Annotated in this window: 24 protein-coding genes; 9 read left to right on the plus strand and 15 right to left on the minus strand. The window is 66.7% G+C overall.

Annotation, left to right across the window (positions count from 1 at the left end; genetic code table 11):
• Positions 1-3: 3 nt before the first annotated feature.
• The 3 genes from G7045_RS10115 to orn all read right to left on the minus strand — a co-directional run bounded on the left by G7045_RS10115 (position 4) and on the right by orn (position 4105).
• Positions 4-1938 carry a DEAD/DEAH box helicase gene (locus tag G7045_RS10115; protein WP_166159518.1) on the minus strand — a complete coding sequence of 645 codons (1935 nt, stop codon included), beginning with the start codon at positions 1936-1938 and terminating at the stop codon, positions 4-6.
• Positions 1939-2215: 277 nt separating this feature from the next.
• A complete protein-coding gene (locus tag G7045_RS10120; protein WP_166159519.1) occupies positions 2216-3349 on the minus strand; it encodes a branched-chain amino acid ABC transporter substrate-binding protein in 1134 nt (377 codons plus the stop codon).
• Between the two features lie 186 nt (positions 3350-3535).
• Complete coding sequence (gene orn, locus G7045_RS10125) at positions 3536-4105, minus strand: oligoribonuclease (protein ID WP_166159520.1); 570 nt, start codon at positions 4103-4105, stop codon at positions 3536-3538.
• Positions 4106-4141: 36 nt separating this feature from the next.
• Between orn and G7045_RS10130 the strand changes: the two genes are divergently transcribed.
• Genes G7045_RS10130 through rsgA form a run of 3 tightly spaced genes read left to right on the plus strand, consistent with a single transcriptional unit; the run spans position 4142 to position 6707 of the window.
• On the plus strand, positions 4142-5491 hold the full coding sequence (locus G7045_RS10130; protein WP_166159521.1) for a M48 family metallopeptidase: 1350 nt from the start codon (positions 4142-4144) through the stop codon (positions 5489-5491).
• Positions 5446-5766 carry a 4a-hydroxytetrahydrobiopterin dehydratase gene (locus G7045_RS10135; RefSeq protein ID WP_166159522.1) on the plus strand — a complete coding sequence of 107 codons (321 nt, stop codon included), beginning with the start codon at positions 5446-5448 and terminating at the stop codon, positions 5764-5766. Before G7045_RS10130 ends, G7045_RS10135 begins: the two co-directional genes overlap by 46 nt.
• Entirely contained in the window at positions 5763-6707 is a 945-nt protein-coding gene (gene rsgA, locus G7045_RS10140) for a ribosome small subunit-dependent GTPase A (RefSeq protein ID WP_166159523.1), read from the plus strand. Before G7045_RS10135 ends, rsgA begins: the two co-directional genes overlap by 4 nt.
• Positions 6708-6720: 13 nt before the next feature.
• On the opposite strand, the gene G7045_RS10145 is transcribed toward rsgA, so the two are convergent.
• From G7045_RS10145 to G7045_RS10180, 8 genes are all read right to left on the minus strand, one after another.
• On the minus strand, positions 6721-7707 hold the full coding sequence (locus tag G7045_RS10145) for a CobD/CbiB family protein (protein WP_166159524.1): 987 nt from the start codon (positions 7705-7707) through the stop codon (positions 6721-6723).
• 36 nt (positions 7708-7743) lie between these two features.
• Positions 7744-8439: a CoA pyrophosphatase gene (locus G7045_RS10150; RefSeq protein ID WP_166159525.1), complete on the minus strand. Its 696-nt coding sequence runs from the start codon at positions 8437-8439 to the stop codon at positions 7744-7746.
• Positions 8440-8508: 69 nt separating this feature from the next.
• Entirely contained in the window at positions 8509-8892 is a 384-nt protein-coding gene (gene rplS, locus G7045_RS10155; protein WP_166159526.1) for a 50S ribosomal protein L19, read from the minus strand.
• A 109-nt stretch (positions 8893-9001) separates the two neighbouring features.
• Positions 9002-9769 (minus strand): tRNA (guanosine(37)-N1)-methyltransferase TrmD, encoded by a 768-nt coding sequence (gene trmD, locus G7045_RS10160; protein ID WP_166159527.1) that lies wholly within the window; start codon positions 9767-9769, stop codon positions 9002-9004.
• A 10-nt stretch (positions 9770-9779) separates the two neighbouring features.
• Positions 9780-10349 (minus strand): ribosome maturation factor RimM, encoded by a 570-nt coding sequence (rimM, locus tag G7045_RS10165; protein ID WP_166159528.1) that lies wholly within the window; start codon positions 10347-10349, stop codon positions 9780-9782.
• Positions 10350-10428: 79 nt separating this feature from the next.
• Positions 10429-10680 (minus strand): 30S ribosomal protein S16, encoded by a 252-nt coding sequence (rpsP, locus tag G7045_RS10170; RefSeq protein WP_166159529.1) that lies wholly within the window; start codon positions 10678-10680, stop codon positions 10429-10431.
• Positions 10681-10807: 127 nt separating this feature from the next.
• Positions 10808-11482: a lipoprotein-releasing ABC transporter ATP-binding protein LolD gene (gene lolD / locus G7045_RS10175; protein WP_166159530.1), complete on the minus strand. Its 675-nt coding sequence runs from the start codon at positions 11480-11482 to the stop codon at positions 10808-10810.
• Positions 11475-12728: a lipoprotein-releasing ABC transporter permease subunit gene (locus tag G7045_RS10180; protein ID WP_166159531.1), complete on the minus strand. Its 1254-nt coding sequence runs from the start codon at positions 12726-12728 to the stop codon at positions 11475-11477. The genes lolD and G7045_RS10180 overlap by 8 nt, the downstream gene beginning before the upstream one ends.
• A 68-nt stretch (positions 12729-12796) precedes the next feature.
• Between G7045_RS10180 and G7045_RS10185 the strand changes: the two genes are divergently transcribed.
• Positions 12797-13723, plus strand: a complete 927-nt coding sequence (locus tag G7045_RS10185) for a phosphoglycerate mutase (protein WP_166159532.1) — start codon at positions 12797-12799, stop codon at positions 13721-13723.
• Complete coding sequence (gene recJ, locus G7045_RS10190; RefSeq protein WP_166159533.1) at positions 13720-15435, plus strand: single-stranded-DNA-specific exonuclease RecJ; 1716 nt, start codon at positions 13720-13722, stop codon at positions 15433-15435. The genes G7045_RS10185 and recJ overlap by 4 nt, the downstream gene beginning before the upstream one ends.
• Positions 15436-15438: 3 nt before the next feature.
• Here the strand turns inward: recJ and G7045_RS10195 are convergent, their stop codons facing one another.
• From G7045_RS10195 to G7045_RS10210, 4 genes are all read right to left on the minus strand, one after another.
• On the minus strand, positions 15439-16545 hold the full coding sequence (locus tag G7045_RS10195; RefSeq protein WP_166159534.1) for an acyltransferase: 1107 nt from the start codon (positions 16543-16545) through the stop codon (positions 15439-15441).
• 105 nt (positions 16546-16650) lie between these two features.
• Complete coding sequence (locus tag G7045_RS10200; RefSeq protein WP_166159535.1) at positions 16651-18414, minus strand: methyl-accepting chemotaxis protein; 1764 nt, start codon at positions 18412-18414, stop codon at positions 16651-16653.
• A 224-nt stretch (positions 18415-18638) separates the two neighbouring features.
• Positions 18639-20393: a methyl-accepting chemotaxis protein gene (locus G7045_RS10205; RefSeq protein ID WP_166159536.1), complete on the minus strand. Its 1755-nt coding sequence runs from the start codon at positions 20391-20393 to the stop codon at positions 18639-18641.
• Positions 20394-20577: 184 nt separating this feature from the next.
• Positions 20578-22215, minus strand: a complete 1638-nt coding sequence (locus tag G7045_RS10210; RefSeq protein WP_166159537.1) for a methyl-accepting chemotaxis protein — start codon at positions 22213-22215, stop codon at positions 20578-20580.
• A gap of 144 nt (positions 22216-22359) precedes the next feature.
• Here G7045_RS10210 and G7045_RS10215 point away from each other — a divergent pair, with 144 nt between their 5' ends.
• Genes G7045_RS10215 through G7045_RS10230 form a run of 4 tightly spaced genes read left to right on the plus strand, consistent with a single transcriptional unit; the run spans position 22360 to position 25860 of the window.
• Entirely contained in the window at positions 22360-23217 is an 858-nt protein-coding gene (locus G7045_RS10215; protein WP_166159538.1) for a 3',5'-nucleoside bisphosphate phosphatase, read from the plus strand.
• Between the two features lie 7 nt (positions 23218-23224).
• Positions 23225-23860: an L-threonylcarbamoyladenylate synthase gene (locus G7045_RS10220; RefSeq protein WP_166159539.1), complete on the plus strand. Its 636-nt coding sequence runs from the start codon at positions 23225-23227 to the stop codon at positions 23858-23860.
• A 9-nt stretch (positions 23861-23869) separates the two neighbouring features.
• Complete coding sequence (locus tag G7045_RS10225; protein WP_166159540.1) at positions 23870-24538, plus strand: site-2 protease family protein; 669 nt, start codon at positions 23870-23872, stop codon at positions 24536-24538.
• Between the two features lie 29 nt (positions 24539-24567).
• Entirely contained in the window at positions 24568-25860 is a 1293-nt protein-coding gene (locus G7045_RS10230; RefSeq protein WP_166159541.1) for a tryptophan--tRNA ligase, read from the plus strand.
• Positions 25861-25942: the final 82 nt, after the last annotated feature.

The raw sequence follows: 25942 nt of genomic DNA on the forward strand, positions 1-25942 counted from the left end.
CCATTAGCGCGCAGGACGCTTGTGCGGCACAAAAGGCTTGCCGCCGCCCGTATTGCCGGGCTTGGCAAAACCGCCGGGCTTGCGTCCCCAGTCACCACGCGGCGCAGCGTCAGCGCGGCCATTGCCACCCCAGTTGCCACGGCCTGCGTCGTTGAAACCACCACGGCCTGCGCCTTCGCGGTTGAAGTGGCCATGGCCCTGCGCACCCTCGCCAAAGCCACCTTTGCGGCCATAGCCTTCGCTGTCACGGCGTGCGCCGTACGCCGGGCGCTCAGGACGATCGGGGCGATCGCCATAGGGACGGCGCTCGGCAAAACCGCCGCGCTCCGCAGGGCGGCGCTCAGCGAAACCACCACGGTCACCACCACGATCGCCACCACCAAAACCACCCCGGTCACCAAAACCACCGCGCCCGCCGTCACGGCCTTCGCTGCGGCCACCAAAGCGGCGCTCGCCCCGGCCATGGCCACCGTCGCGGCCACCACGGCCACCTTCAGGGCGGCCCTGCGGGAAGCGCTGGGTGGGCTCCAGGCCCGGAATGGTCTCGGCCTTGAACTGCTGGCGGCTGTAGCCTTCGATGTCAAAAATCTTGCGGCGGTCGCGGAATTCGGCAAAGGTCACGGCCAGGCCGTCGCGGCCAGCGCGGCCCGTGCGGCCGATGCGGTGCGTGTAGTCCTCGGCCTTCATCGGCAGGCCGAAGTTGAAGACGTGGGTGATGGTGGGCACGTCGATGCCGCGCGCGGCGACATCGGTGGCCACCAGGATTTGCACCTGGCCATTGCGCAGCGCCATCAGGCGGCGGTTGCGCAGGCCCTGGCTGAGCGCGCCGTGCAGGGCCACGGCGCTAAAGCCGTCTTGCTGCAGGTCTTGCGCCAAGCCGTCGCACTCGATCTGCGTGCTGGCGAACACCACCGCCTGGTTGATGCTGGCATCGCGCAGCCAGTGGTCGAGCATCTTGCGCTTGTGCTGGGCGTTGTCGGCCCAGAACAGCTTTTGCTGGATGTTGGCGTGCTTTTCCTGCGGCGAGTCGATCTGCACTTTTTGCACCGCCGAGCCGTTGTCGTGCATCACGCGCATGGCCAGCTGCTGGATGCGCGGCGCGAAAGTGGCGCTGAACATCATGGTCTGCTTGCGTTGGGCGGTGAGCTGGTTGATCTCGGCCAGGTCGTCGGCAAAGCCCAGGTCGAGCATACGATCGGCCTCATCGACCACCAGGAACTGCACCTGATCGAGCTTGATCTGCATGGAGCGCTGCAGATCCAGCAAACGCCCCGGCGTGGCAACGACCAGGTTGGCGTTTTGCAGCTTGGCAATCTGCAGCTGGTAGGGCATACCACCGACCACGTTGGCAATGCGCAGGCCCTTGCAGTGTTTGACCAACTCGATGGCGTCGTGCGCCACCTGCTGCGCCAGCTCGCGCGTGGGGCACAACACCAGAGCGCCGGGCACGGCGGCCTTGAAATTGCGTGCATCCGTGGGGTTCTTGCGACGGGCGCGCTTGGGCGGTGCCTCGCCACGCTCAGCAGCTTCGGCCGCCTGGCGGTCAAATTCAGCGCGCTCACGGGCGATTTGCGCTTCTTGCTGCTGCACCAGGGTGTGCAGCACGGGCAGCAGGAAGGCGGCGGTCTTGCCGCTGCCGGTCTGGCTCGACACCATCAGGTCGATGAAGCGGCCTTCTTCGTCACCGGCGCCCATGGCCAGGGGAATGGCTTTTTGCTGCACCGCTGTCGGCTCGGTGTAGCCCAGGTCTTGCACGGCACGCAGCAACTCGGGCACCAGGCCCAGGCGGGCAAAGCCCTCGGGGAAGGCCGGCGCAGCAACAGGCGCGGGGGCCGTGTTTTCTGCAGGGACGACAGACGCGGCCACGGCCTCGTCAGCAACAGGCAAAGAGGCAATAGCAGGCGCTTGTTCGGCCTGCAGGGCAATAGATTCAGTCATGATTTGCTCACACGAAAAGCGCCGCAGACGCTGTTCTGCGGTGGGCTTCGCTTGATGGCTACAAAACATCAACCATCAAACAAAACCAAAGGCCATAGCGGATGGCCTGGGTGGGCATTGTTTGCAAACGCTGCGGCACGCGAGAGTGGTGCGGCTGGCGTGCAGGGCCCGGTGTGTGAAGGGAGATGCACAAAAAACTGCACCACCCGCAGGTGGTGCAGCCCGCTATTATGGCGGATTTAGGGTTTGCCCGCAAGGGCTGTCAAAAATTACGGTATTAAAAGCTCGCCAGCGGTGCAGGCTTGCCGGCGCGGAAGGTGTTGACCACGGTGGGCGCCTTCAGGCGGTTGCCCTTGTCGTCGTACTCGTAGTTACCCATCACACCCTTGTAGCTGTTCTGGCGCAAGAACGTCGCCACCTTGTTGGGGTCGGTCGAGCCGCTCTTTTGCATGGCTTCGCCCAGATTCATGACCTGGTCGTAGTAGAACGGGCTGTACACATCCGGGTTCTGTCCAAAGCGCTTTTTGAACTTTTCCTGAAAAGCTTTTGCACCTGCATCGCTGTCCATCAGCATTCCAGCGTAGGCGCAATACACCAGATCGTTGACGGCATCGCCCGCGAGCTTGGCCATTTCCGGGCTGCACAGGGTGTCGCCGCCGAGGAGCTTGGCGGTAATGCCCAGCTGCTTCATCTGGCGCACCATGGGCGCGGCCTGCGGCGCGTAACCGCCGTAGAAGATGACTTCCGGCTGCTTGGCCTTGAGACTGGTGAGGATGGCCATGAAGTCGGTGGCCTTGTCGGTGGTGAACTCGCGCCCGACGACGGTCAGGCCGTTCTTTTGCGCATCCTTGGCAAACTCATCGGCCACGCCCTGACCGAAAGCCGTGCGGTCATCAATCACGCCCACTTTTTTTGCCTTGAGTTCCTGCGCGGTATAGGCGGCCATGTTGGCGCCAATTTGCGTATCGCTGGCAACGATGCGGAACACATTTTTATAGCCACCGGCCGTGACCTTGGGGTTGGTGCCCACGGTGGACAGAAGCACGCCGCCGCCGTCGTACACGCGCGAAGCGGGAATGGCCACGCCCGAGCAGTACGGCCCCATCACGTAGCGCACGCCGGTATCAACGAATTTCTGCGCCACGGCGACGCCGGTCTTGGCGTCGCACTGATCGTCCTCGGCCACCAGCTCGAACTTGAGCGTTTTGCCTCCCACCTGCAGCTTGCGCGCGTTCAGGTCTTCGATCGCCAGGCGCACGCCGTTGTCGTTGTCGCGGCCGGCAAAGGTATTCGGGCCCGACAGGGGCGCGCTGTGGCCGATTTTTACGACCTGCTCTTGCGCCTGCACGGCGGCGGCGCAGGCCAGGGCGGCGGCGGCCACCAGGGTGGTTTTGAAAGTGATGCGTTGCATGGGGTTGGCTTCCGGCAAGGGTTACGGGAAAAGGCAGCGACCGAAGCGACGGGTGGGTAACACCGCGACCCCAGCACCACTGCGCAAGGACAGGGGCGCATGGTAGAGCCGCAACCCCAAAAATCGAACCGGGGTAAACCCTTTATGCAACCACAAGCCCCAAACCCCAGAAAAAGGTGCAACCGATTACACCGCCAGCAGGTGTTGGCGGTAGTGCTGCAGCTCGTCGATGGACTCATGCACGTCGGCCAGCGCAGTGTGCTTTTGCGCTTTCTTGAAGCTGCTGTAGGCCTCGGGCTTCCAGCGCTTGGCCAGCTCCTTGAGTGTGCTCACGTCAAGGTTGCGGTAGTGGAAAAAGGCTTCCAGCTGGGGCATGTACTTGACCAGAAAGCGCCGATCCTGGCCAATGGTGTTGCCGCACATCGGGCTGCTGCCCTTGGGTACGTACTGGCTCAAAAAGTCGATCAACTGGCGCTCAGCCTCGGCCTCCGTGGTCTGGCTGGCGCGCACCTTGTCGGTCAGGCCGCTCTTGCCGTGCGTGCCCTTGCACCAGGCGTCCATGCCGTCGAGCAGGGCGTCACTTTGGTGAATGACGAACACCGGGCCCTCGATGCGCGGCTCCAGGTTCGGGCCGGTGACGACGACGGCGATTTCCATCAGGCGATCGGTTTCGGGCTCCAGGCCGGTCATTTCGCAGTCGAGCCACACCAGGTTTTGGTCAGATTTGGGGAGAAGGGGGGTAGAAATTTCAGACATCCCAGGATTTTCGCCGATCGCCTACACTCGCCGCGCATGAGCCCTTTTGACTCCCTCTCGCCCTCGCTGGCTCTTTCCCTGTTCTTTGTTCTGGCCCTGTGCACCGGGCTCTTGCTCAAGTTCTGGCTGGCTACGCGCCAGATCCGCCATGTGGCACGGCACCGCGCCAGCGTGCCCGCAGCGTTTGCCGAGCGCATCAGCCTGGCGGCGCACCAAAAAGCGGCCGACTACACCATCGCCAAGGCGCGCCTGGGCCTGATCGAGCTGGCCTGGGGCGCAGCCATACTCGTGGGCTGGACGCTACTGGGCGGGCTCGATGCCCTCAACCAGGCGCTGCTCGCCGCCCTGGGCGGCGGCATGGTGCAGCAGCTGGCGCTGCTGGCCTGCTTTGCCCTCATTGGTGGGCTGCTGGAGCTGCCGCTGTCGCTGTACGCCACCTTTGGCCTGGAGCAGCGCTTTGGCTTCAACCAGATGACGCCGGCGCTGTGGCTCTCGGACCTGCTCAAATCCACCCTGGTGGGCGCACTGATCGGCCTGCCGCTGGCGGCCCTTATTTTGTGGCTCATGGGCGCAGCGGGCACGCTGTGGTGGCTCTGGGCCTGGGCAGCCTGGATGGGGTTTAACCTGCTGCTGCTGTGGCTCTACCCGAGCTTCATCGCCCCCTGGTTCAACCAGTTCAAGCCGCTGCAGGATGCAGCGCTGACGGCGCGCGTGACGGCGCTGATGCAGCGCTGCGGCTTTGCCGCCCAGGGCCTGTTCGTCATGGACGGCAGCCGCCGCAGCGCGCACGCCAACGCCTACTTCACCGGCTTTGGCCGCTCCAAGCGCGTCGTCTTCTACGACACCTTGCTGGCGCAGCTCGAACCCGCCGAGGTGGAAGCCGTGCTGGCACACGAACTCGGACACTTCAAACGCCGCCACATCACGCAGCGCATGGTCGGCATGTTCGCCCTCAGCCTGGTCGGCTTTGCCGCGCTGGGGGCCTTGGCGGCGCAGGGCTGGTTCTACACCGGGCTCGGGGTGCTGCCCAACCTGTCGCTCGATGGCAGCGCACCCAACGACGCCCTGGCGCTGCTGCTGTTCCTGCTGGCGCTGCCCACACTGAGCTTCTTCGTCAGCCCGCTGCTGGCGCAATGGTCGCGCCGCCACGAGTTCGAGGCCGACGCCTACGCCGCCCATCAGGCCGACGCCGGCGCCCTGCGTAGCGCCTTGCTCAAGCTCTACCAGGACAACGCCTCCACCCTCACCCCCGACCCGCTCTACGCCGCCGTGTACTATTCGCACCCCCCGGCCAGCGAGCGCCTCGCCCGCCTTCCCCCCACCGCCCAGGCCCAACTCCCATGCTCCCTAAAAAAGACTGGTCCAGCCAATCCAGAAGCGCGCTAATCGCTATTGAAATAAGAGCAATCCTGGCCCAACTGCCGGGCTGGAAACTGCGCGACGGGGCGCTGGAAAAAAACTACCCCTTCGCCAATTACCACGAGACCATGGCCTTCGTGAACGCCGTCGCCTTCATCGCCCACACCCAGGACCACCACCCGGATCTGTCGGTGCACTACAACCACTGCATCGTGCGCCTGAGCACGCACGACGTCGGCGGCATCTCGGCCACCGACATCGACTGCGCCGCGCGCATCGACGCCTTGCTGGCCGCGCCATGAAGGGCAGCGAGGGCCTGGTAGTCGCCAGCCATGGGCGCCACTGCGTGGTCGAGAGCGACGACGGCCAGCAGCGCATCTGCCACCCGCGCGGCAAGAAAAGCCAGGCCGTGGTCGGCGACCGCGTGCTCTGGCTGGCACCGCCGCCAGGCCAGGGCGACGAGGGCACGATCGAGAAGGTGCTACCCCGGCGCAACCTGTTTTACCGCCAGGATGAAATCCGCACCAAATCCTTTGCCGCCAATCTCGACCAGGTGCTGATCCTGATCGCCGCCGAGCCGGTGTTCTCCGAAAGCCAGCTCGCCCGCGCCCTGATCGCCGCCGAAGATGCCGGCATCCGCCCGCTCATCGCCTTGAACAAAAGCGACCTCACCGCGCCCTTCGCCCAGGCCTGGCAACGCCTGGCGCCCTACCGCGCCATGCAGGCCGACGACGCCAGTGCCCGCTACCCGGTGCTACCGCTGTCCCTGGCGCAGGCCGACGCCGCCACCCGCAGCACCCTGCTGGCGCAGCTGCAGGGCAAGACCACACTCATCCTCGGCCCCTCGGGCTCGGGCAAGAGCACCCTGATCAACCTGCTGGTGCCCGGCGCACAGGCGCAGACCGGCGAAATCTCGCAGGCGCTCAACTCCGGCAAGCACACCACCACCAGCACCCGCTGGTATTGGATGGACGCCGCGCGCCAGACGGCGCTGATCGACTCCCCGGGGTTTCAGGAATTTGGCCTGCACCACATCGCGCCCAGCGCCCTGGCACGCTGTATGCCCGACATCGGCGCCCAGGCCAGCCATTGCCGCTTCTACAACTGCAGCCACCTGCACGAACCCGGCTGCGCCGTGCAGGCAGAGGTTGAAACTGCCTCCAGCGCAGGCAGCATCAGCGCGATGCGCTATAAAATCTATAGTGATTTGTTTACCGAACTGAGCGCGGCACCGCGTTACTGAAGGCCCGGGCGCTTCAGCCCAGCAGGCGTGCCAGGGTCAGCAGGGCCAACAGCAGCAGCCACACCACGACCGCGCGCCAGACCAGGCCGACAACGCTGCGCAGGTGCCCGACCTCGGGCGTGCGCCCGGGGGTGGAACTGCTGCTGTCCGCCCCCTCCTCGTCGGGCTCGGGGTGCGCGTCCAGGCCCTCGGCATCAGCAGTGGCGCCGCTGCGCCCGCGCAGCGCCTCACCGCCCAGGCGCACGTTCAGCGCACCGGCAGTGGCAGCCAGCAATACACCGTCGTTGTCCTGCGGGAAACGCTCGGCATGAAAGCGCCAGCCGTCGATGGCCTCCTCAAAGCTGCCAACCACGGCAAAACTCAGCGCCGTCAGGCGTGCCGGCAACCAGTCAGCCAGGCGCCAGGCCTGCTGCGCCGCCTGGTACAGCGCCGGGCTGGCGCGCTCGTGGTCGTAGTAGCGTGCGACGAATTCAGCCATGCGGTAGTACACCGCCCCCGCCGGCCCCAGGCCCAGCGCCGCCAGGATGGAGAACCAGGCCAGGACGCCAAACACATGGCGGTGCGCAGCGATGACGGAATACTCGATCACGTGGCGCACGATCTCGCTGCGCGGCAGCAGCCCCACGTCCACCTGCTGCCAATCGGCCAGGGCGGCGCGGGCGCCGTCCTCGTCAGCGGCCTCCAGCGCATCGCGGATGGCGGTGAAATGGTGGCTGAACTGGCGAAAGCCCAGGGTCACGTAGAGCACCAGAACACTCCACAGGACCGCTGCCGGCCAGCCGATGAGCCACAGCAGCAGCCAGTGCAGACCCAGCACCAGCAGCGCCGGCAGCACCGCCGCCAGGGCCCAGGCCAGCCAGCCGTGACGCAGGCCGCCGGCATCGAAATTGCGCTGCACGGAATAGGCCCAGGCACGCAGCCCGGCATGGATGGGGTTGCTGCGCGAGAGCGGGCGCGCCTGCTCGATCAGCAGAGCGAACAGAATGGCGAAGAAACTCATGGGCGCCCATCATACTGGCGCACACCGCGCCCGCGTTCAGGCGCTCATGAAACGATAAAAATTACGCAACATGCCCGCCGTTGCGCCCCAGATGAAGCGGCTGTGCGCCCCATCCTGGTAGGGCATGGAAAACCACTCGCGCTGCACCCCCTGCCACTGCACGCGGTGCAGGCGGTGGTGTGCCGGGTTGAGCAAAAACGCCAGCGGCACCTCGAACATGGCCGCCACCTCGTGCGGGTTGGCGTGCAGAGCGGCCCCGGGCGCCACCAAGCCCACCACCGGGGTGATGACGAAAGACGAGCCGGTGGTGTAAGTGGGCAGCTGGCCCAGCACCTCGACGCAGGCGCGATCGAGCCCAACCTCCTCCTGCGCCTCGCGCAACGCGGTGGCACTGGCGCTGGCATCGCCCGCATCCACACGTCCGCCAGGAAAGGCGATCTGCCCCGAATGGGTGGACAAGTGCGCCGTGCGCTCGGTCAGCAGCACCATGGGTTCCTGGCGCAGCACGATGGGCAGCAACACGGCCGCAGCCGCCATCTCGCGCTGCATGAATTTGGCTTCCTCGCGCAGCTCGGGCTGCCACAGCGGCGGCTGAGCAAAGCGCTGGCGCAGGGCCGCCGGGGTTTGCGCCGCCAGCGGCACGGTCGGCAGATCGGCATCGACGCGGGCCACCGGAATCTGGCGCGGATCGAAGGCGGGCAAGGGGGTAAAAACGGGGGCGGTATCGGTCACGAAAAGCAAAAAAAGCCGCTACAGGGGCACTGTAGCGGCTGGGCAGAAAGTCTGCAGACTGCGGGCAGCTTATTGGGCGGCCACGGCAGCGACCTTGCGGGCCGGCAGCTTTTCCTTGATGCGGGCCGACTTGCCGCTGCGGCTGCGCAGGTAGTACAGCTTGGCGCGGCGCACGTCGCCACGGCGCTTGACTTCGATCTTGGCGATCAGCGGGCTGTAGGTTTGGAAGGTACGTTCCACGCCTTCGCCGCTGGAGATCTTGCGCACGGTAAAGCCGCTGTTGAGGCCACGGTTGCGCTTGGCGATCACCACGCCTTCGTAGGCCTGCACGCGCTTGCGCGTGCCTTCGACCACGTTCACGCTGACGATGACGGTGTCGCCGGGCGCGAATTCAGGGATTTCCTTGTTCAAGCGGGCGATTTCTTCCTGCTCAAGAGTCTGGATCAGATTCATGTTCATTTCCTTGCGTTCTTGTCCGCGCCAGAATTGGCAAGCGCCGGGATTGGCGCCATGTGGCTGCATCGCAGTGCAGCGGCCGGCCAGAGGATCGAAAAGCCCGCCATTATAACGGGCTGGCGTTTTTTGCCAAAAAGGCCTCGTCCTGGCGGCTCAATGCCCCCTCGGCGCGGGCCTGGGCCAGCAGCTCCGGGCGCTGGCGCGCCGTCAGTGCCAGGCTTTGCTCGCGCCGCCAGCGCTCGATCTGTGCATGGTGGCCCGAGAGCAGCGGCGCCGGCACGGCCTGGCCGCGCCACACCTCGGGCCGGGTGTAGTGCGGGCAATCGAGCAGCCCGCCGAGCGCCGGGTTGAAGCTGTCGAGCTGGTGGCTGCCCGCATCGTTGAGCACCCCCGGCTGCAGGCGCGCCACGGCGTCGAGCAGCGCCATGGCGGCAATCTCGCCGCCCGAGAGCACGAAGTCGCCCAAGCTGATTTGCTGCTGCACTTCGGCATCGATGAAGCGCTGGTCCACGCCCTCGTAGCGCCCGCACAGCAAGATGGCACCACGGCTGTCGGCCCACCGCGCCACGCCCGCGTGCTGCAGCTTTTCGCCAATGGGCGAAAACAGCACCAGCGGCGCCTGCTCAGGCACAGGCTCGGCGCGCGCCGCGCGGATCGCCGCCAGGCAGGCGGCCAGCGGCTCGGCCAGCATCACCATGCCGGGGCCGCCGCCGAACGGGCGGTCGTCCACGCGGCGGTAGTTGCCTTCGGCCCAGTCGCGCGGGTTCCACAGGTGCACCTGCACCTGGCCGCTGGCGTAGGCGCGGCGCGTGACGCCGGCGCTCAAAAAAGGCGCAAACAGCTCGGGGAACAGGGTGATGAGGTCAAAGCGCATGGCCTGCCGTTCAGTAATCGGGCTGCCAATCGACCGTGATGCGGCGCCCCGGCAAATCGACCTGATCGACAAAAGCCGAGACGAACGGAATCAGGCGCTCGCCCGCCTTGCCGTCTTGCTCGTAGCTCAGCACCAGCGTGGTCTGCGGCCCGGTGGCCAGCAGCTCGCGCACCTGGCCCAGGGCCACGCCTTCGCGGTTGACCACGGCCAGGCCGATCAGATCGACCCAGTAATACTCGCCATCCTCCGTCTGCGGGAAGTAGCTGCGGGCGATGAAAATGCGCGCCCCGCGCAGCAGCTCGGCACTGCTGCGGTCGTCCACGCCCTCGGCGCTGGCGACGATGGAATCCGAATGGGGGCGCACCTGGCGCAGCGCCAGCACACGCGTGTCGGCGAAGGTTTTTGCGCCGCGCTCGGCGGGCTGCAAAAACCATTCGCGCGCGGTAAACAGTGCCTCGGGATTGCTGCTGTGTGCGTGCACCTTGAACCAGCCCTTGACGCCCCAGGCTTCGGCAATACGGCCAACTTCGACGGCGTCGGTGGGCAGCGCAGCGGCTGCAAGTGGTGGAAATTCAGGCATGGCAGAAAAAAGAAAAGGCGGGGCCGCCAGTATGAACCGACGGCACCCGCCCTGGGCTGGGGCACAGGCCCCGGCAGATTTAAGCGGCCTTCTTGGCGGCTTGCTTGACCAGGCGATCGACGGTGTCGGACGTCTGGGCACCGACGCCGACCCAGTAGGCCAGGCGGTCTTGGGCAATGCGCAGACCTTCTTCGCCGCCCTTGGCCAGGGGGTTGTAGAAGCCCAGGCGCTCGATGAAGCGGCCATCACGGCGCACGCGCTTGTCGGCGACGACGATGTTGTAGAAAGGACGGGCTTTGGAGCCGCCGCGAGAGAGTCGGATCACGACCATGGTTGTTCCTTCGGGTGGAGCGCAGCCATTGCTGCGGTTTTCTTGCGGCGTTTGAGACACGCGACTTGGCCACCCGGCCAGCGACACGCTGCAAAGCCCGCAATTATAACGACAATTATCAAAAAAGCTAAGCCAGCCGCCCCGCCACCAGGTGCAGCACGCGGTCGCAGCGCGCGGCCAAGGCGGCGTCGTGCGTCACCATCACAAACGCTGTGCCCTGGCTGCGCGCCAGATCGAGCATGAGGCGAAACACGCCATCGGCCGTGCTGCGATCGAGGTTGCCGGTGGGCTCGTCGGCCAGCACGCAGGCGGGCCGGCCCACCAGGGCGCGGGCGATGGCCACGCGCTGGCGCTCGCCGCCCGAGAGCTCGGCCGGGCGGTGCTGCACGCGCGCACCCAGGCCCACTGCATCGAGCAGCTCGGCGGCGCGGGCGTGGCCCTCGGCCAGCGGCAGGCGACGAATGCGCAGCGGCATGGCGACGTTATCGAGCGCAGAAAACTCCGGCAGCAGGTGGTGGAACTGGTAGATGAAGCCCAGCTGCGCGTTGCGCAGCCGCCCCTGCTCGGCCGCCGAAAGCGACTGCAGGCGCTGGCCGCACAGCGTGCTGCTGCCGCTGCTGGGCGCATCGAGGCCGCCGAGCAGGTGCAAGAGCGTGCTCTTGCCCGAGCCCGAGGCGCCGACGATGGCCACCGTCTCGCCCCGGCGCACCTGCAGATCGACGCCAGCGAGCACCGTCACGTCCAGCGGCCCCTCCGTAAAACGTTTGCCCAGGGCCTGGGCCTGCAACACGATGTCATTCATAACGCAGCGCCTCCGCCGGGTTCACGCTGCTGGCGCGCCAGCTCGGGTACAGGGTGGCCACGAAGGCCAGCAGCAAGGAGATGAGGCCGATGGGCACGATGTCGCTGGCCTGTGGGTCGCTGGGCATTTGGCTGATGAGGTAAATGTCTTGGGGCAAAAAGCTGGTGTGCAGCGCCTGCTCGATGGCGGGCACGATGACGTCGATGTTGCACGCCACGGCCAGCCCCAGCAGCAGCCCGGCCAGGGTGCCTATGACCCCGACCATGGCGCCCTGCACCACGAACACGCCCATGATGCTGGCCGGGCTCGCGCCCAGGGTACGCAAGATGGCAATGTCGGCGCGCTTGTCCTGCACCGTCATCACCAGGGTGGAGACGAGGTTGAACGCGGCCACAGCCACGATCAGCGTCAGGATGATGAACATCATGCGTTTTTCCACCTGCACGGCGGCAAACCAGGTCTTGTTCTGCTGCGTCCAGTCGCGCACCCGCACCGGGCCGCTGAGCGTTTGCGCCAGCTCGTGCGCCACCGCCGGCGCCTGGTGCAAGTCCTTGAGCTTCAGGCGCACGCCGGTCGGCCCCTCCAGGCGCAGCAGACGCTGCGCATCCTCGTGGTGCAGCAGCGCCAGCGCGGCGTCGTACTCGTAGTGGCCGGAGTGGAAGATGCCCGCGACCTCCATCTGCTTCAAGCGCGGCAGCACGCCCGCCGGCGTCACCTGGCCGCTGGGCACGATCAGCGTCACCCGGTCGCCCACGCGCACGCCCAGCTGGCGCGCCAGCTCCAGCCCGAGGACGATGCGAAACTGCCCCGGCTGCAACTGCTGCAGCACCTCGGGCTGGGCGGCGGCCAGGTCCGTGACATCGCCTTCAAGGGCCGGGTCTATGCCCCGCAGCAACACGCCTTTCATTTCCTCACCGCGCGCCAGCAGTGCCTGAGCCGCTACAAAAGGTGCAGCACCGACGACATTCGGGTTGGCCCGTGCCTCGGCCATGGTGCGGGCCACATCGGGCAGGGCCGCGCCGCCAGGGGCCAGGATTTCAATGTGCGAGACGACGCTGAGCATCCGGTCGCGCACCTCTTTCTGAAAGCCGTTCATCACCGACAGCACGATGATCAGCGCCGCCACGCCCAGGGCAATGCCCAGCATGGAAGCGCCCGAGATGAACGAGATGAAGCCGTTGCGCCGTGTGGCGCGGCCGGCGCGCGTGTAACGCCAGCCCAGGGCCAGTTCGTAAGGGATTTGCATGGATGAGAAAAAAGAAAGCAGCCCCGCGCGGGGCGGGCCGATTGTGGCATCTTGGACAATACCGCCCCATGTCCGACCAGCCCCACGTGCTCATCGCCTACGCCAGCTCCCTGGCCGAAGGCTGTGCGCAAACCCTGCCCGGCCTGGCCCTGCCGCAGCTGCACCAGCTGCTGGCACGCCTGGCCCCCTGCCCACCCGAGCTGGGCGACGAGCTTGACTACGCCGCCCCGCACGAACGCGCCCTGGCCCGCGCCCTGGGCCTGCCCGCGCCCGCCACCCCCTGGGCCGCCTGGGAGAGCGCCCACACCGGCCAGCCCTGCGCCTGGATCACGCCCTGCCACTGGCAAGTGGGCGCCGACCAGATCCACATGCACCCGGTGGCTGCGCTGGGCTTGCAGGCCGAAGAATCGCAGGCGCTGCTGGCGCTGATCGCCCCCTGGCTGGAGCAGGACGGCATCACGCTGCAGTACCACAGCCCCGAACGCTGGCTGGCCAGCGGCGCGCACTTGGCCGGCCTGGAATGCGCCACCCTGGAGCAAGCCCAGGGCCGCGACGTGCGCCACTGGCTGCCGCGCGGCCCGCAGGAGCGCCTGTGGCAGCGCCTGCACAGCGAGCTGCAGATGCTGCTCTACAACCACCCCTTCAACGACGCCCGCACCGCGCGCGGCCTGCCGCCCGTGAACGCCTTCTGGCTGCACGGCGCCGGCAGCCTGGCACAACGGCCACCGGCCCGCCCGCACGTCACCCTGGAGCAGCGCCTGCGCACGCCCGCCCTGCAAGAAGACTGGAGCGCCTGGACGGCGGCCTGGCGCTCCATCGACACCGAAGTGCTCGCCCCCCTGGCGCGCCAGGCGGCCAACGGCCAGGCCGTGCAGCTGACCCTGTGCGGCGAGCGCCATGCCCGCAGCTGGCGCAGCGCGCCCCGCTCCCTGGGGCAGAAAATTCACAGCCTTTTCAGGCCCCAGCGCTTGATACACCTGCGCGAGCAGCTATGAAAATAATAGCAAGAGACATTCCACCGCGCAGCGCCTGGGCCCTGGAGCAAAGCGGCCTGCACCCACTGCTTGCGCGCCTGTACGCCGCACGCGGTGTGCGCAGCAGCGACGAGCTCGACGCCGCCCTGGCGCGCCTGCTGCCCCCTGCCGGCCTGCAGGGCGTGCAAGCCGCCGCCCGCCTGCTGGCCGACGCCATCGCCCAGCAGCAGCGCATCTGCATCGTCGCCGACTACGACTGCGACGGCGCCACCGCCTGCGCCGTGGCCGTGCGCGGCCTGCGCCTGCTGGGCGCGCAGCAGGTGAGCTACCAGGTGCCCGACCGCGTGGTCGATGGCTACGGCCTGACGCCGCCCATTGCCGAGCGCGTGCACGCCCAGGGCGCAGACCTGCTCGTGACCGTGGACAACGGCATCGCCAGCGTGGCCGGCGTGCAGGCGGCCAAGGCGCTGGGCCTGGCCGTGCTCATTACCGACCACCACCTGCCCGGCACCGAGCTGCCGCCGGCGAACGCCATCGTCAACCCCAACCAGCCCGGCTGCACGTTTGAGAGCAAGAGCCTGGCGGGCGTCGGCGTGATGTTCTACACCCTGCTGCAGCTGCGTGCCGAGCTGCGCGCACGCGGCGTGTTCGACGCCGCCAGCCAGCCGCGCCTGGAGCCGCTGCTGCCGCTCGTCGCCCTGGGCACGGTGGCCGACGTGGTGCGCCTGGACGCGAACAACCGCCGCCTGGTGGCCCAGGGCCTCAAGCGCGTGCGCGCCGGTGCCATGCCCGCCGGGATGCGGGCGCTGTTCGAGGCGGCCGCCCGCCCCTGGGAGCAGGCCAGCACCTTCGACTTCGGCTTCGCCCTCGGGCCGCGCATCAACGCCGCCGGCCGCCTGGCGGACATGACGCTGGGCATCGAATGCCTGCTGACCGACGACGCTACCCGCGCGCAGGCGCTGGCGCGCCAGCTCGACGCCATCAACCGCGAGCGCCGCGACATCGAGGGTGGAATGCGCGAACAAGCCTTTGCGCTGGCCGAAAACCTGTTCCCGGCAGCCGACCAGCCACCGCCAGCGGTGAGCGTGTTCGACCCGGATTTTCATGAAGGCGTGGTCGGCATCGTCGCCTCGCGCATCAAGGACAAGCTGCACCGCCCCACTTTCGTCTTTGCCGCCAGCGGTGCGCCGGGCAAGGCGCATGAATTGAAGGGCTCGGGCCGCTCCATCGCCGGCTTTCACCTGCGCGACGCGCTCGACCTGGTGGCCAAGCGCCACCCGGGGGTGCTGCTCAAGTTTGGCGGCCACGCCATGGCGGCGGGCTGCACCATCGCCCAGGAGCATTTCGAGGTTTTCGAGCAGGCCCTGGCCGCAGTCGCCAGCGAATGGCTGGACACCGCCACGCTCACGCGCCAGCTCGAAACCGATGGCCCGCTGGCACCCGAGTACCTGCACGCCGACCTGGTCGATCTGCTCGCCGGCGAAGTCTGGGGCCAGGGCTTTGCCCCGCCCACCTTCAGCGACCAGGTGCAGGTGCTGAGCCAGCGCCTGGTGGGCGAAGCCAAAAACCATCTGCAGCTCAAGCTGCAATACCAGGGCCAGCCGGTCGATGCCATCTGGTTTGGCCACAACGAACCCCTGCCCGAGCACGCCCTGCTCGCTTTTCGCCTGGACGTGAACGAATGGCGCGGCCAGCGGCGTGTGCAGTTTCTGGTCGAGGGCTGGCAGGCGTGAGCCTCACGCCACGCCCGGCGCCAGCGCCAGCGCAGGCGCCTGCGCGGCCTGCGCCAGGGCGCGGCGCTGGCGCATGAAGGGGCGCTCGCACCAGCGGTAGCTGCCCATCGACAGCAGCACCGTCAGCGGCAGCACCAGGGCCAGCAGCCAGGGTTTGTCAGCCTCGGGCCAGGGGCGCAGCATGAGCAAAATCCAGATCACCGGCCAATGCCAGAGATACAGGCTGTAGCAGCGCCGCCCCAAAAACTTGCTCACCGGCAGGCTGCACAGCCACTGAAACATCCCCACACGCGGCGATGCCAGCAGCAGCACCAGCAGCGCCGCCGTCAGCACCGCTGCCGTTTGCTGCCAATAAAAATACGCCAGTTCCTTGGGCGTACCCCACAGCACCAGTACCAGAAAAGCACAGGCGGCCAACGACAGCAGACCATGCGCCCAGCGCCCCTGGCTCCAGGCACTGAGCCGGGGGTACCACAGCGCCAGCAAACCGCCGACGACGAAGGCATCCATGCGCGTATCGAGGGCGTAGTACAGCCGCGACCAGGGTGCGCCCTGGGCAATGAGGTGATAGCGCCAGGCCATGCAGGCCAGGGCCAGCGCGACCAATACCGACGCCGCCTGCCAGCGGCGCAAATGCCCTTTGTAAAAAGCAAAAAACAGCACCGGCCAAAGCAGGTAGAACTGCTCTTCTACCGCCAGTGACCAGGATTGGGCAAAGGGGCCGGGGTAGATGTAGTTGTAGAGCTTGGTGAAGTTGGAGTAATACAGCAGCGTCTGCAGCGCATCGCGCGCCACCACGCCAAAATCGGGCACCACCGTCCACGCCACTACCGAGCACAGCGCCACCACGCACACCAGCGCTGGCATCAGGCGCTGCAGGCGCCGCTGCCAAAAAACCAGCAAATCCACCCCAGCGCCGCCTTGCACCCCACGCCAAACAATGCTGGTGATGAGAAAGCCGGAGATGACGAAAAACAGCTCCATCAGCACCATGGCCCCCGGAAACCAGGCCAGGTGCACATGGGCAACCAACACCCCCAGCGCCATCCAGCCGCGCACCCCGTCGAGCGCGGGGAAGTACAGTGGGCTGTGGTTTTTTGAAACGCTCATATATCCCCCACAAGACGGCGCGGGTGCGCCGCCGGGGGGCATTTGTGCCACAGGGCGCGACTGAACGCCCCCTGGGAAAGCCCGGGTTTAGGCGGGCCTCCCCAGTCAGAAGCTTTCCCAGTCGTCCTGCGCTGTCGTTGCCGCTGTGGCCTTGGGCTGGCTGCTGCCCAGGCGGGGGGCGGGCACTGATGCGGGTACTGCTGCCGGTTTGGCAGCCACGGCAACCCGGGTGCGGGCGGGAGTTGGTGCCAGTGGTTTGGCCGGGGCCGCAGCTGGGCGGCGCTGAAGCGCGGCCGTGCGTGCGGGGGCAGAGGCCGCCGCCTGTGCGCCGACGTTGAACACAGACACCACCTGCGCCAGGCGCTGCGCCTGGTCGTGCATGGCGGTTGCGGCAGCGCTCGATTGCTCCACCAGGGCGGCGTTTTGCTGCGTCATCTGATCGAGGTTGGCCACCGCCTGGTTGACCTGGCCGATGCCGTCGCGCTGCTCGCGCGTGGAGGCGGTGATCTGGCCAATCAAATCACTGACGCGGCGCACGGCGGCAACGATTTCCTCCATGCTCTGGCCCGCCTGCTCGACCTGCTGCGAGCCCGCCTCCACGCTGTGCACGCTGGCCGTAATCAAGCCCTTGATCTCTTTGGCCGCCTCGGCGCTGCGCTGCGCCAGACTGCGCACCTCGCCAGCCACCACGGCAAAACCCCGGCCTTGCTCGCCAGCGCGCGCGGCTTCCACGGCGGCGTTGAGCGCCAGGATGTTGGTCTGGAACGCAATGCCGTCGATCACGCCAATGATGTCGCTGATCTTGCGGCTCGACGCCGTGATGTGCTCCATGCTGGAGACGACCTGGCCCACCACCTCGCCACCGTGCTGCGCCACCAGGGCGGCGTTGGCCACCAGCTGGTTGGCCTGGTGAGCGGTGTCGGCAGACTGCGTCACGGTGGCGGTCAGCTCCTCCATGCTGGCTGCGGTTTGCTCCAGGCTGGCGGCGGTTTGCTCAGTGCGCGAAGACAAATCCTGGTTGCCGCTGGCAATCTGGCTGGAGGCGCTAGAGACCGATTCAACGCCTGAGCGCACCTCCCCCACCACGGCCCGCAGCTGCGCGCCCATGGCCGAGAGCGCGCGCAGCAGGTGGCCGAGCTCGTCGCCGCGCTCATCGTGCACGTCTTGCGTCAAATCGCCGTCCTTGATGGCGTCGGCCATGCCCACCGCACGTTGCAGCGGCTCCGTAATGGAGCGCACCGTCAGCCAGGCGAGGAAAGCGCCCACCGCCAGCACCACCAGGGTGATGCCCGCGCCCAGCCACTGCGCTGTCACCCGCGCCTGCTCGCCCGCTGCGTGGGCCTCGCTGCGGCGGCGCTCCTGCAGGCTCAAGAAGTCTTCCTGCGCCTGGCCATAACGGCCCACCGCCGTTTGCAGGCGCTCTGCCACCAGGCGCTGCGCCGTGGCAACGTCGCCGGTACTGCGCGCAGCCTGGATTTCATCCTTGGCCTTGAGCACCTCGGCGCGCGCCTCACCCACGCGCGCCAGCTGCGCCTTGCCTTCGTCGGTACGGGTCGATTCCACAATGCGCTTTTGCAGCACCGAAATTTCCTGAATACCGGCATTGACCTGCTCCTGCAGGCGCTGCACCAGCTTGGCATCGTCAACCGCCACGGCAATGAGCTGGCGCTCTACGGCCAGGGCCGTCATGCCCTTCCAGCGCAGCACGGTGGCAATGCGCTCGCTGTTGTACGCCACGTTGCGTGCCGTCTCCTCCTCAATGTGCACGGTGTACTGCTGCATCCCGAACGCCAGCGCGACCAAAGACGCCATCAGGAAAAACACAATGGCCCACAGCTTGCGGCCGACCGACAAATGGTTGAACGACATAACGGGTAAACACTCCCTAAACCCAGCCCCGCGCGGGGGGCCTCTGTACAGGCGAAAAAAACGCGCCCCACGGCGCGCAGCGAACAAGCCGTAAGTTTACGTGTGTTTAATTGTTTCAAAAGCACTCGCTTGCCAGACATCGCCACGCCACGCACCACACAACCCAGGCCCAAGAAAAAGGGCGGCCCGTCGGGCCGCCCTGTCCTGTTGTGCGCCTGCCGGCGTCAGAAGCTTTCCCAATCGCCCTCGGCGCTCGCCGGTGGCGCAGCCGGCTTGGGGCTGGCGGCAATGCGCGCAGCAGCGGGGGCCGGCACGGCCTTGGCGGCGGGCTTGGGCAGGGGTTTGCCTGCGGGCTTGGCCGCCACCGGACGGGGCGCCGGGCGGGGCGCCGGGCTGGTGCGCGGGGCGCTGCGTCCCGCATTGCTGCTGGCGTAGCCGCCGACGTTGAACACCGACACCACCTGCGCCAGGCGCTGCGCCTGCTCGCTCATGGAGGCGGCGGCGGCGCTGGCTTCTTCCACCAGGGCGGCGTTTTGCTGCGTCATCTGGTCGAGGTTGGCCACCGCCTGGTTGACCTGGCCGATGCCGTCACGCTGCTCGGTGGTTGAAGCGGTGATCTCGCCGATCAGGTCACTCACGCGGCGCACGCTCTCGACAATCTCGCCCATGCTCTGCCCGGCCTGGCCGACCTGTTGCGAGCCCTGCTCCACGTTTTGCACACTGGCCGTGATCAGGCCCTTGATCTCTTTGGCCGCCTCGGCGCTGCGCTGCGCCAGGCTGCGCACCTCACCGGCCACCACGGCAAAGCCCCGGCCTTGTTCGCCAGCGCGCGCGGCTTCCACAGCGGCGTTGAGCGCCAGGATGTTGGTCTGGAAGGCAATGCCGTCGATCACGCCGATGATGTCGCTGATCTTGCGGCTCGATTCGGTGATGTGCTCCATGCTCGAAACCACCTGGCCCACCACCTCGCCACCGCGCTGTGCGGCCTGGGCGGCGTTGGCGGCGAGCTGATTGGCCTGGCGCGCGGTGTCGGCCGACTGCGTCACGGTGGCGGTGAGTTCTTCCATGCTGGCCGCCGTCTCCTCGAGGTTGGCCGCCGTCTGCTCGGTGCGCGCCGACAGGTCGTGGTTGCCGGTGGCAATCTCGCCCGCCGCTGCCGAAACCGACTCGACGCCCGAGCGCACCTCGCCCACCACGGTGCGCAGCTTGGCACCCATGGCCGAGAGGGCACGCAGCAGCTGGCCAAGCTCGTCACCGCGCTCGTCGTGCACATCCTGCGTCAGGTCGCCGCCTTCAATCGCGTCCGCCAGGCTGACGGCGCGCTGCAGCGGCTCGGTGAGCGAGCGCACAAACCAGGCCGACAAGGCCAGCGCCCCCAGTACCACCACAGCGCCAATGGCCAGGCCCAACCAGAGCGCGCTCTGGCGCTTGTCCTGTGCCTGTTGTTTGGTCTCGTCGCGGCGTTGCTCTTGCAGCACAACGAATTTATCGAGCTCGGCGATGTAAGCATCGACCGCCGGCTGCAATTTATCCTGGATCAGGCTCGCAGCCGCTGCGGTATCGCCCTTGCTGCGCAGGGCTGCGGCTTGCTTGATGATGTCCAGCGCCTGGCTGCGCGCAGCGCCAATGCGTTCGAGCTGGGCCTTGCCTTCATCCGTAACAACCAGCTCCTTGACCTTGTTTTGCACATCCGTAATGGCCTGGGTGCTGGTGCTCGATTCCTTGTTCATGCGCTCGGCCAGGGGCGTGTCGCTGGTACTCATCTGGATCACGGCGCGGTGCGCATCAAGCGCCACCATGCCGCGCCAGCGCACCGCCATGCTGATGCGGTTTTCGCTGAATTGAACGGTGCGCGCTGCCTCGTCGCTCAACCCCAGCAAATGCGACAGCAGCGCCCCCATCAAGACCAACAGGGCCAGCGTCAGCCCCAGCACCAGGGCCCACAGTTTGCGGCCCACCGACAAATGATTGAAAAACATCGTTGTGCACTCCGTATGAAACTGCCGCACCCTGCGGCGTTGCCATACCGCCATGCTCGCACAATTCCCCCCCATCGAACTGACGCGCACCGTCCACGCACAGCGCACCAACGCCAGCACAGGCTGTTTTTCAAAGCAAAACAAGGCTCTAGCGCTTGTCCATCAAGCGCCAGCAGCTATCAATTTAGGAGTAATCAAGGCGCTGCAGCGAATTGTTATTCGCACTTACAAAATGCGGCGTCCGCGCCACAACAGCGGCTGCAGCCACTGCGGGTTGTGCGCCCACATCAAACCGCGCCACCACAGCGCTCAGGTGCTGTGCCTGCTCGCGCATGGCAGCGGCGGCAGCGCTCGATTGTTCGACCAGGGCTGAGTTTTGCTGCGTCATCTGATCGAGCTGCGTGACCGCCTGGTTGACGGCGCCGATGCCGTCACGCTGCTCGGCGCTGGCGGCGGAAATCTCGCCAATCAAATCGCCCACCCGGCGCACGCTTTGCACGATGGCCGCCATGCTCTGGCCGGCCTGCGCCACCTGGGCCGAGCCGCTGGCCACGCTGCCTGCCGACTGCGCAATGAGCTGCTTGATTTCTTTGGCCGCCTCGGCGCTGCGCTGCGCCAGGTTGCGCACCTCACCGGCGACCACGGCAAAGCCCCGGCCCTGCTCGCCAGCACGCGCGGCCTCTACTGCTGCGTTGAGTGCCAGGATGTTGGTCTGGAAGGCGATGCCGTCGATCACGCCAATGATGTCGCCAATCTTGCGGCTCGACGCCGTGATGCCCTCCATGCTATCGACCACCTGCTGCACCACCTGGCCGCCTTGCTGGGCGGCCTGCACGGCCTCGTCGGCGAGCTGGTGCGCCTGGCGCGCGGTATCGGCCGACTGGCTGACGGTGGCCGTGAGCTGCTCCATGCTGCTGGCGACTTGCTGCAGGTTCGACGCCGTTTGCTCGGTGCGCGCCGACAGGTCATGGTTGCCCTGCGCCATCTCACCGGCCGCCGTGGTGACGGACTCCACGCCGCTGCGCACCTGCGCCACCACGCTGCGCAGCCCTTGGCTCATGCCAGCAAGGGCGCGCAGCATCTGCCCGAACTCGTCCTTGCGCTGGCTGTCGAGCTCACGCGTGAGTTCACCGTTGGCAATGGCCTCGATGACGCCGCCGGCCTGCTGCAGCGGGTTGTTGATGGAGCGCACCAGCTTCCAGGCGAGAAACAAAAACAGCCCCATCACCAAGGCCGTGGCGCTCAGGCCCTCGATGGCGTAGCGCACGCGGCGCTCGCGCGCCTGCGCCACCACGGCGTCGCGGCTCACGCCGAGCTGGGCCACAAAAGCCTCTTGCGCCTTCAAAAAGCGCACCACCTGCGGCGCCAGCTCCTCGTCGGCAAAACGCTGCGTTTCCACACCATCGCCCTCGCCCTTCAAATCCCAGGCCCGGCGCGTGGCGGCTTGCAGCGCGGCGTACTGCGTCAGCACCTCTTGCAACGCCACTTTTTCTTGCGCCTGCTGCGTGTGCGCGACGATGTCACTTTGCAACTGGCCCACAGCCACGAGCAGCTCCTTGACCTTGGCGTCGTACTGCTGCGCCAGCACGGCATCGGACGTCACCGCCGCGCCCATCAGCATGGTCACGGCTGTTTCCGAATCACCCCGCCAGCGCACCGCCTCCGTAATCCGTCCTTCGATGGCTATCGCATCCTGCAATGCCTGCGACATGGATTGGTTGGCACGATGGAGCTGCCAGGCAGAAATGACCAGCGCCGCCAGCATCAACGCCAAAAACATGCCCCAAAGCTTGCGAAACACAGGAATATTGTCGAGTTGCATCAGCACCACCGAAATAAAAGAACGATCGTGCTGAAAATACATTCAATTACATTTAAGTGCAAGCGGGTTCTCCCGCAGCCCACCCACAGTAGGGTTGCCGCTCTATGCCCGGCGCCACCCCGGGCCGGCCCTTAGAATTTCTGCGTGACTACCACCCTTCTCAATGCCGACCTGCACTGCCACTCCGTGGTCTCCGATGGCACGCTCACGCCCGAGCAACTGGCTGCGCGTGCGCACGCCAACGGCGTGCAACTCTGGGCCCTGACGGACCACGACGAGATCGGCGGCCAGCAGCGCGCCGCCGCCGCTGCCCGCGCCCTGGGCCTGCCCTACCTCACGGGGGTGGAGATTTCCGTCACCTTCATCGGCACCACGGTGCACATCGTCGGCCTGGGCTTTGATGCCAGCGACACCGCCCTCGCCCAGGGTCTGGCCGCCACACGCGGCGGGCGCGGCGCCCGCGCACAAGAGATGGCGGCGCAGCTGGCGGCTGCCGGCATTGCCGGCGCCTACGAGGGTGCGCTGCGCTATGTGGGCAACCCGGAGCTGATCTCGCGCACCCACTTTGCCCGCTACCTGGTGGAAATCGGCGCCTGCCAGGACACGAACGAGGTTTTTCGCCGCTTCCTGACCGAAGGCAAACCCGGCTTCGTGCCACACCGCTGGGCGGCGCTGGGCGACGCCGTGCGCTGGATCCGCAACGCCGGCGGCCTGGCCGTGATCGCCCACCCGGCGCGCTACCGCTTCAGCCCGAACGAGGAATACGCGCTGTTCTCCGAATTCCAGCAGCATGGCGGCCAGGGGGTGGAAGTCGTCACCGGCAGCCACAGCGTGGCCGAATACGCCACCTACGCCGCCATGGCGCAAGAGTTTGGCCTGGCCGCCTCGCGCGGCAGCGACTTTCACAGCCCGCAAGAATCCCACACCGACCTGGGCCGCCTGCCGCCCCTGCCCACTGGCCTGACGCCCGTGTGGCAGCTGTTGGCCGACCGCATCCAATAAAAACACCATGGCCCAATACTTTGAAATCCACCCCGAAAACCCGCAGCTGCGCCTGCTCAAGCAAGCCGCCACCCTGCTGCTGCAAGGCGGCGTGCTCGCCGTGCCCACCGATTCGAGCTACGCCCTGGTCTGCCAACTCGACGACAAGGCGGCCGTGGACAAGCTGCGCCGCATCCGCCAGGTCGATGAAAAGCACCACCTGACGCTGCTGTGCCGCGACCTGTCGGAGCTGGCCAATTACGCCCGCGTGGACAACCGCCAGTACCGTCTGCTCAAGCTCGGCACACCCGGGCCCTACACCTTCATCCTCGACGCCACCAAAGAAGTGCCCCGGCGCGTGAGCCACCCGCAGCGCAAGACCATCGGCCTGCGCGTGCCCACGCGCAAGAGCCTGCTGCTGCTGCTGGAGCTGCACGGCGCACCGCTGCTGGCCACGACGCTGATCCCCCCCGGCGAGAGCGAGCCGCTGGGCGACCCCGAGGACATCCGCGCCCATTTTGAAAAGCAGCTCGAAGCCATCATTGACGATGGCGCCTGCCCGAGCGAGCCGACCACGGTGCTCGACCTCGCCCCCATGGCCCTGGGCGGTGATCCGGTGGTCGTGCGTGCCGGGCGCGGCAGTCTGCAAGCACTGGGCTTGTAAGATCGCGCCGTGGACCTCAACAACCTTATCCAAACCGTTCTCCTCTACGCCCTGCCGGTGCTGTTTTCCATCACCGTGCACGAAGCCGCCCACGGCTACGCGGCCCGCCACTTTGGTGACAACACGGCCTATATGCTCGGGCGCTGCACGCTCAACCCGCTGCCGCACATCGACCCCGTCGGCACCATCTTGATGCCGCTGCTGCTGTACTTTGCCACCTCAGGCGCCTTCCTGTTCGGCTACGCCAAGCCCGTGCCGGTGCAGTTTGGGCGCCTGCGCAACCCCAAACGCGACATGGTGTGGGTGGCGCTGGCCGGGCCCGCCTCCAACTTCGTGCAAGCGCTGCTGTGGGCCCTGCTGTGGATGGTGCTGCGCGGCCTGGGTGTGCAAGAGCCATTCTTTATAAAAATGGCGCAGGCCGGGATCATGGTCAACCTCGTCATGTGGGCCTTCAACCTGTTTCCGCTGCCGCCCCTCGATGGCGGACGCATCCTCGTCGGCCTGCTGCCCTGGCGCCAGGCGCAGATGGTGGCGCGCATCGAGCCCTGGGGCTTTTTCATCGTCATGGGCCTGGTCGTGGCGGGCATCGTCGGCCAGCTGTGGCTGCGCCCGCTGATGGGTCTGGGCTACACCCTGATCCAGCTCCTTCTCTCTCCCATCGCAGCACTGCTGCGCTGACCCTTTTTTCTGCCAAGCCTGTTATTTTCATGAGCAAGACGCGTTTTCTGAGCGGCATCACGCCCTCGGGCACCCCCCACCTGGGCAACTACGCCGGCATGATGCGCCCCGCCATCGCTGCCACGCACGACCCGCAGATCGAGAACTACTATTTCCTGGCCGACTACCACGCGCTCATCAAATGCCAAGACCCTGCGCGCGTGCACCGCTCCACACTGGAAATTGCAGCGAGCTGGCTCGCCGCCGGGCTCGACCCCGAGCGCGTGACCTTCTACCGCCAGTCCGACGTGCCAGAAATTCCAGAGCTGCACTGGATGCTCTCGTGCGTCACCGGCAAGGGCGTACTCAACCGCGCCCACGCCTACAAGGCCGCGCAGGATGCCAACCAAGCCAGCGGGCGCGAAAGCGATGACGGCGTCACCGCCGGCCTATTCATGTACCCGGTGCTCATGGGCGCGGACATCCTCATGTTCAACGCACACAAAGTGCCTGTGGGCCGCGACCAGATTCAGCACATTGAAATGGCCCGCGACATGGCCGCGAGCTTCAACCATCTCTACGGCGTGCACTTCACCCTGCCCGAGGCGGTGATCGACGAACAAGTCGCCACCCTGCCCGGCCTGGACGGGCGCAAGATGAGCAAGAGCTACGACAACACCATTCCTTTGTTTGCCCCGCGTGCACAGCTTAAAAAGCTCATTGGCAGCATCGTCACCGACTCGCGCGCGCCCGGCGAGCCCAAGGAAGTCGAAGGCTCAGCCCTGTTCCAGATTTACCAAGCCTTTGCCACGCCCGAGCAAACCGAGGCCCTGCGCCAAGCCTACGCCGACGGCATCGCCTGGGGCGAAGCCAAGGAACTGCTGTTCGAGCGCATCGACCAAGGCATCGCCCCGCTGCGTGCACGTTATGAGGAATTGATGGCCCAGCCCGCACAGGTCGAAGCCATCTTGCAAGCCGGCGCCCAGCGCGCCCGCGCCAGCGCCACCCCCTTCATGCAGCAGCTGCGCAGCGCCGTCGGCCTGCGCCACCTGGCCCAGGGCCAGCCGGCGACCAAGACAAGCAAAACCGCCAAAACGCAGCTGCCAAGCTTCAAACAATACCGCGAGACCGACGGCAAGTTCTACTTCAAGCTCCTGGCCGCCGACGGCACCTTGCTGCTGCAAAGCCTGGCCTTTGCCCAGCCCAAAGAAGCCGGCCAGGCCATCGCCCGACTGCAGCAAGAAGGGCTCGCTGCCATCAGCGCCTTGCACGAATCGCTGGACGCTGCCGGCATCGACGCCCTCACACAAGCCCTGCAAAGCCTGGCCGCCGCTGCACAGTAAACAGTACGCTGGCCCAGGCCGGCACAAATCTGCTACAACCGGACACATCCCCTGCGCAAACGCCAGGCCCTCTTGATTTGAG

This window comes from Acidovorax sp. HDW3, assembly GCF_011303755.1.
Lineage (GTDB): Bacteria > Pseudomonadota > Gammaproteobacteria > Burkholderiales > Burkholderiaceae_C > Paenacidovorax.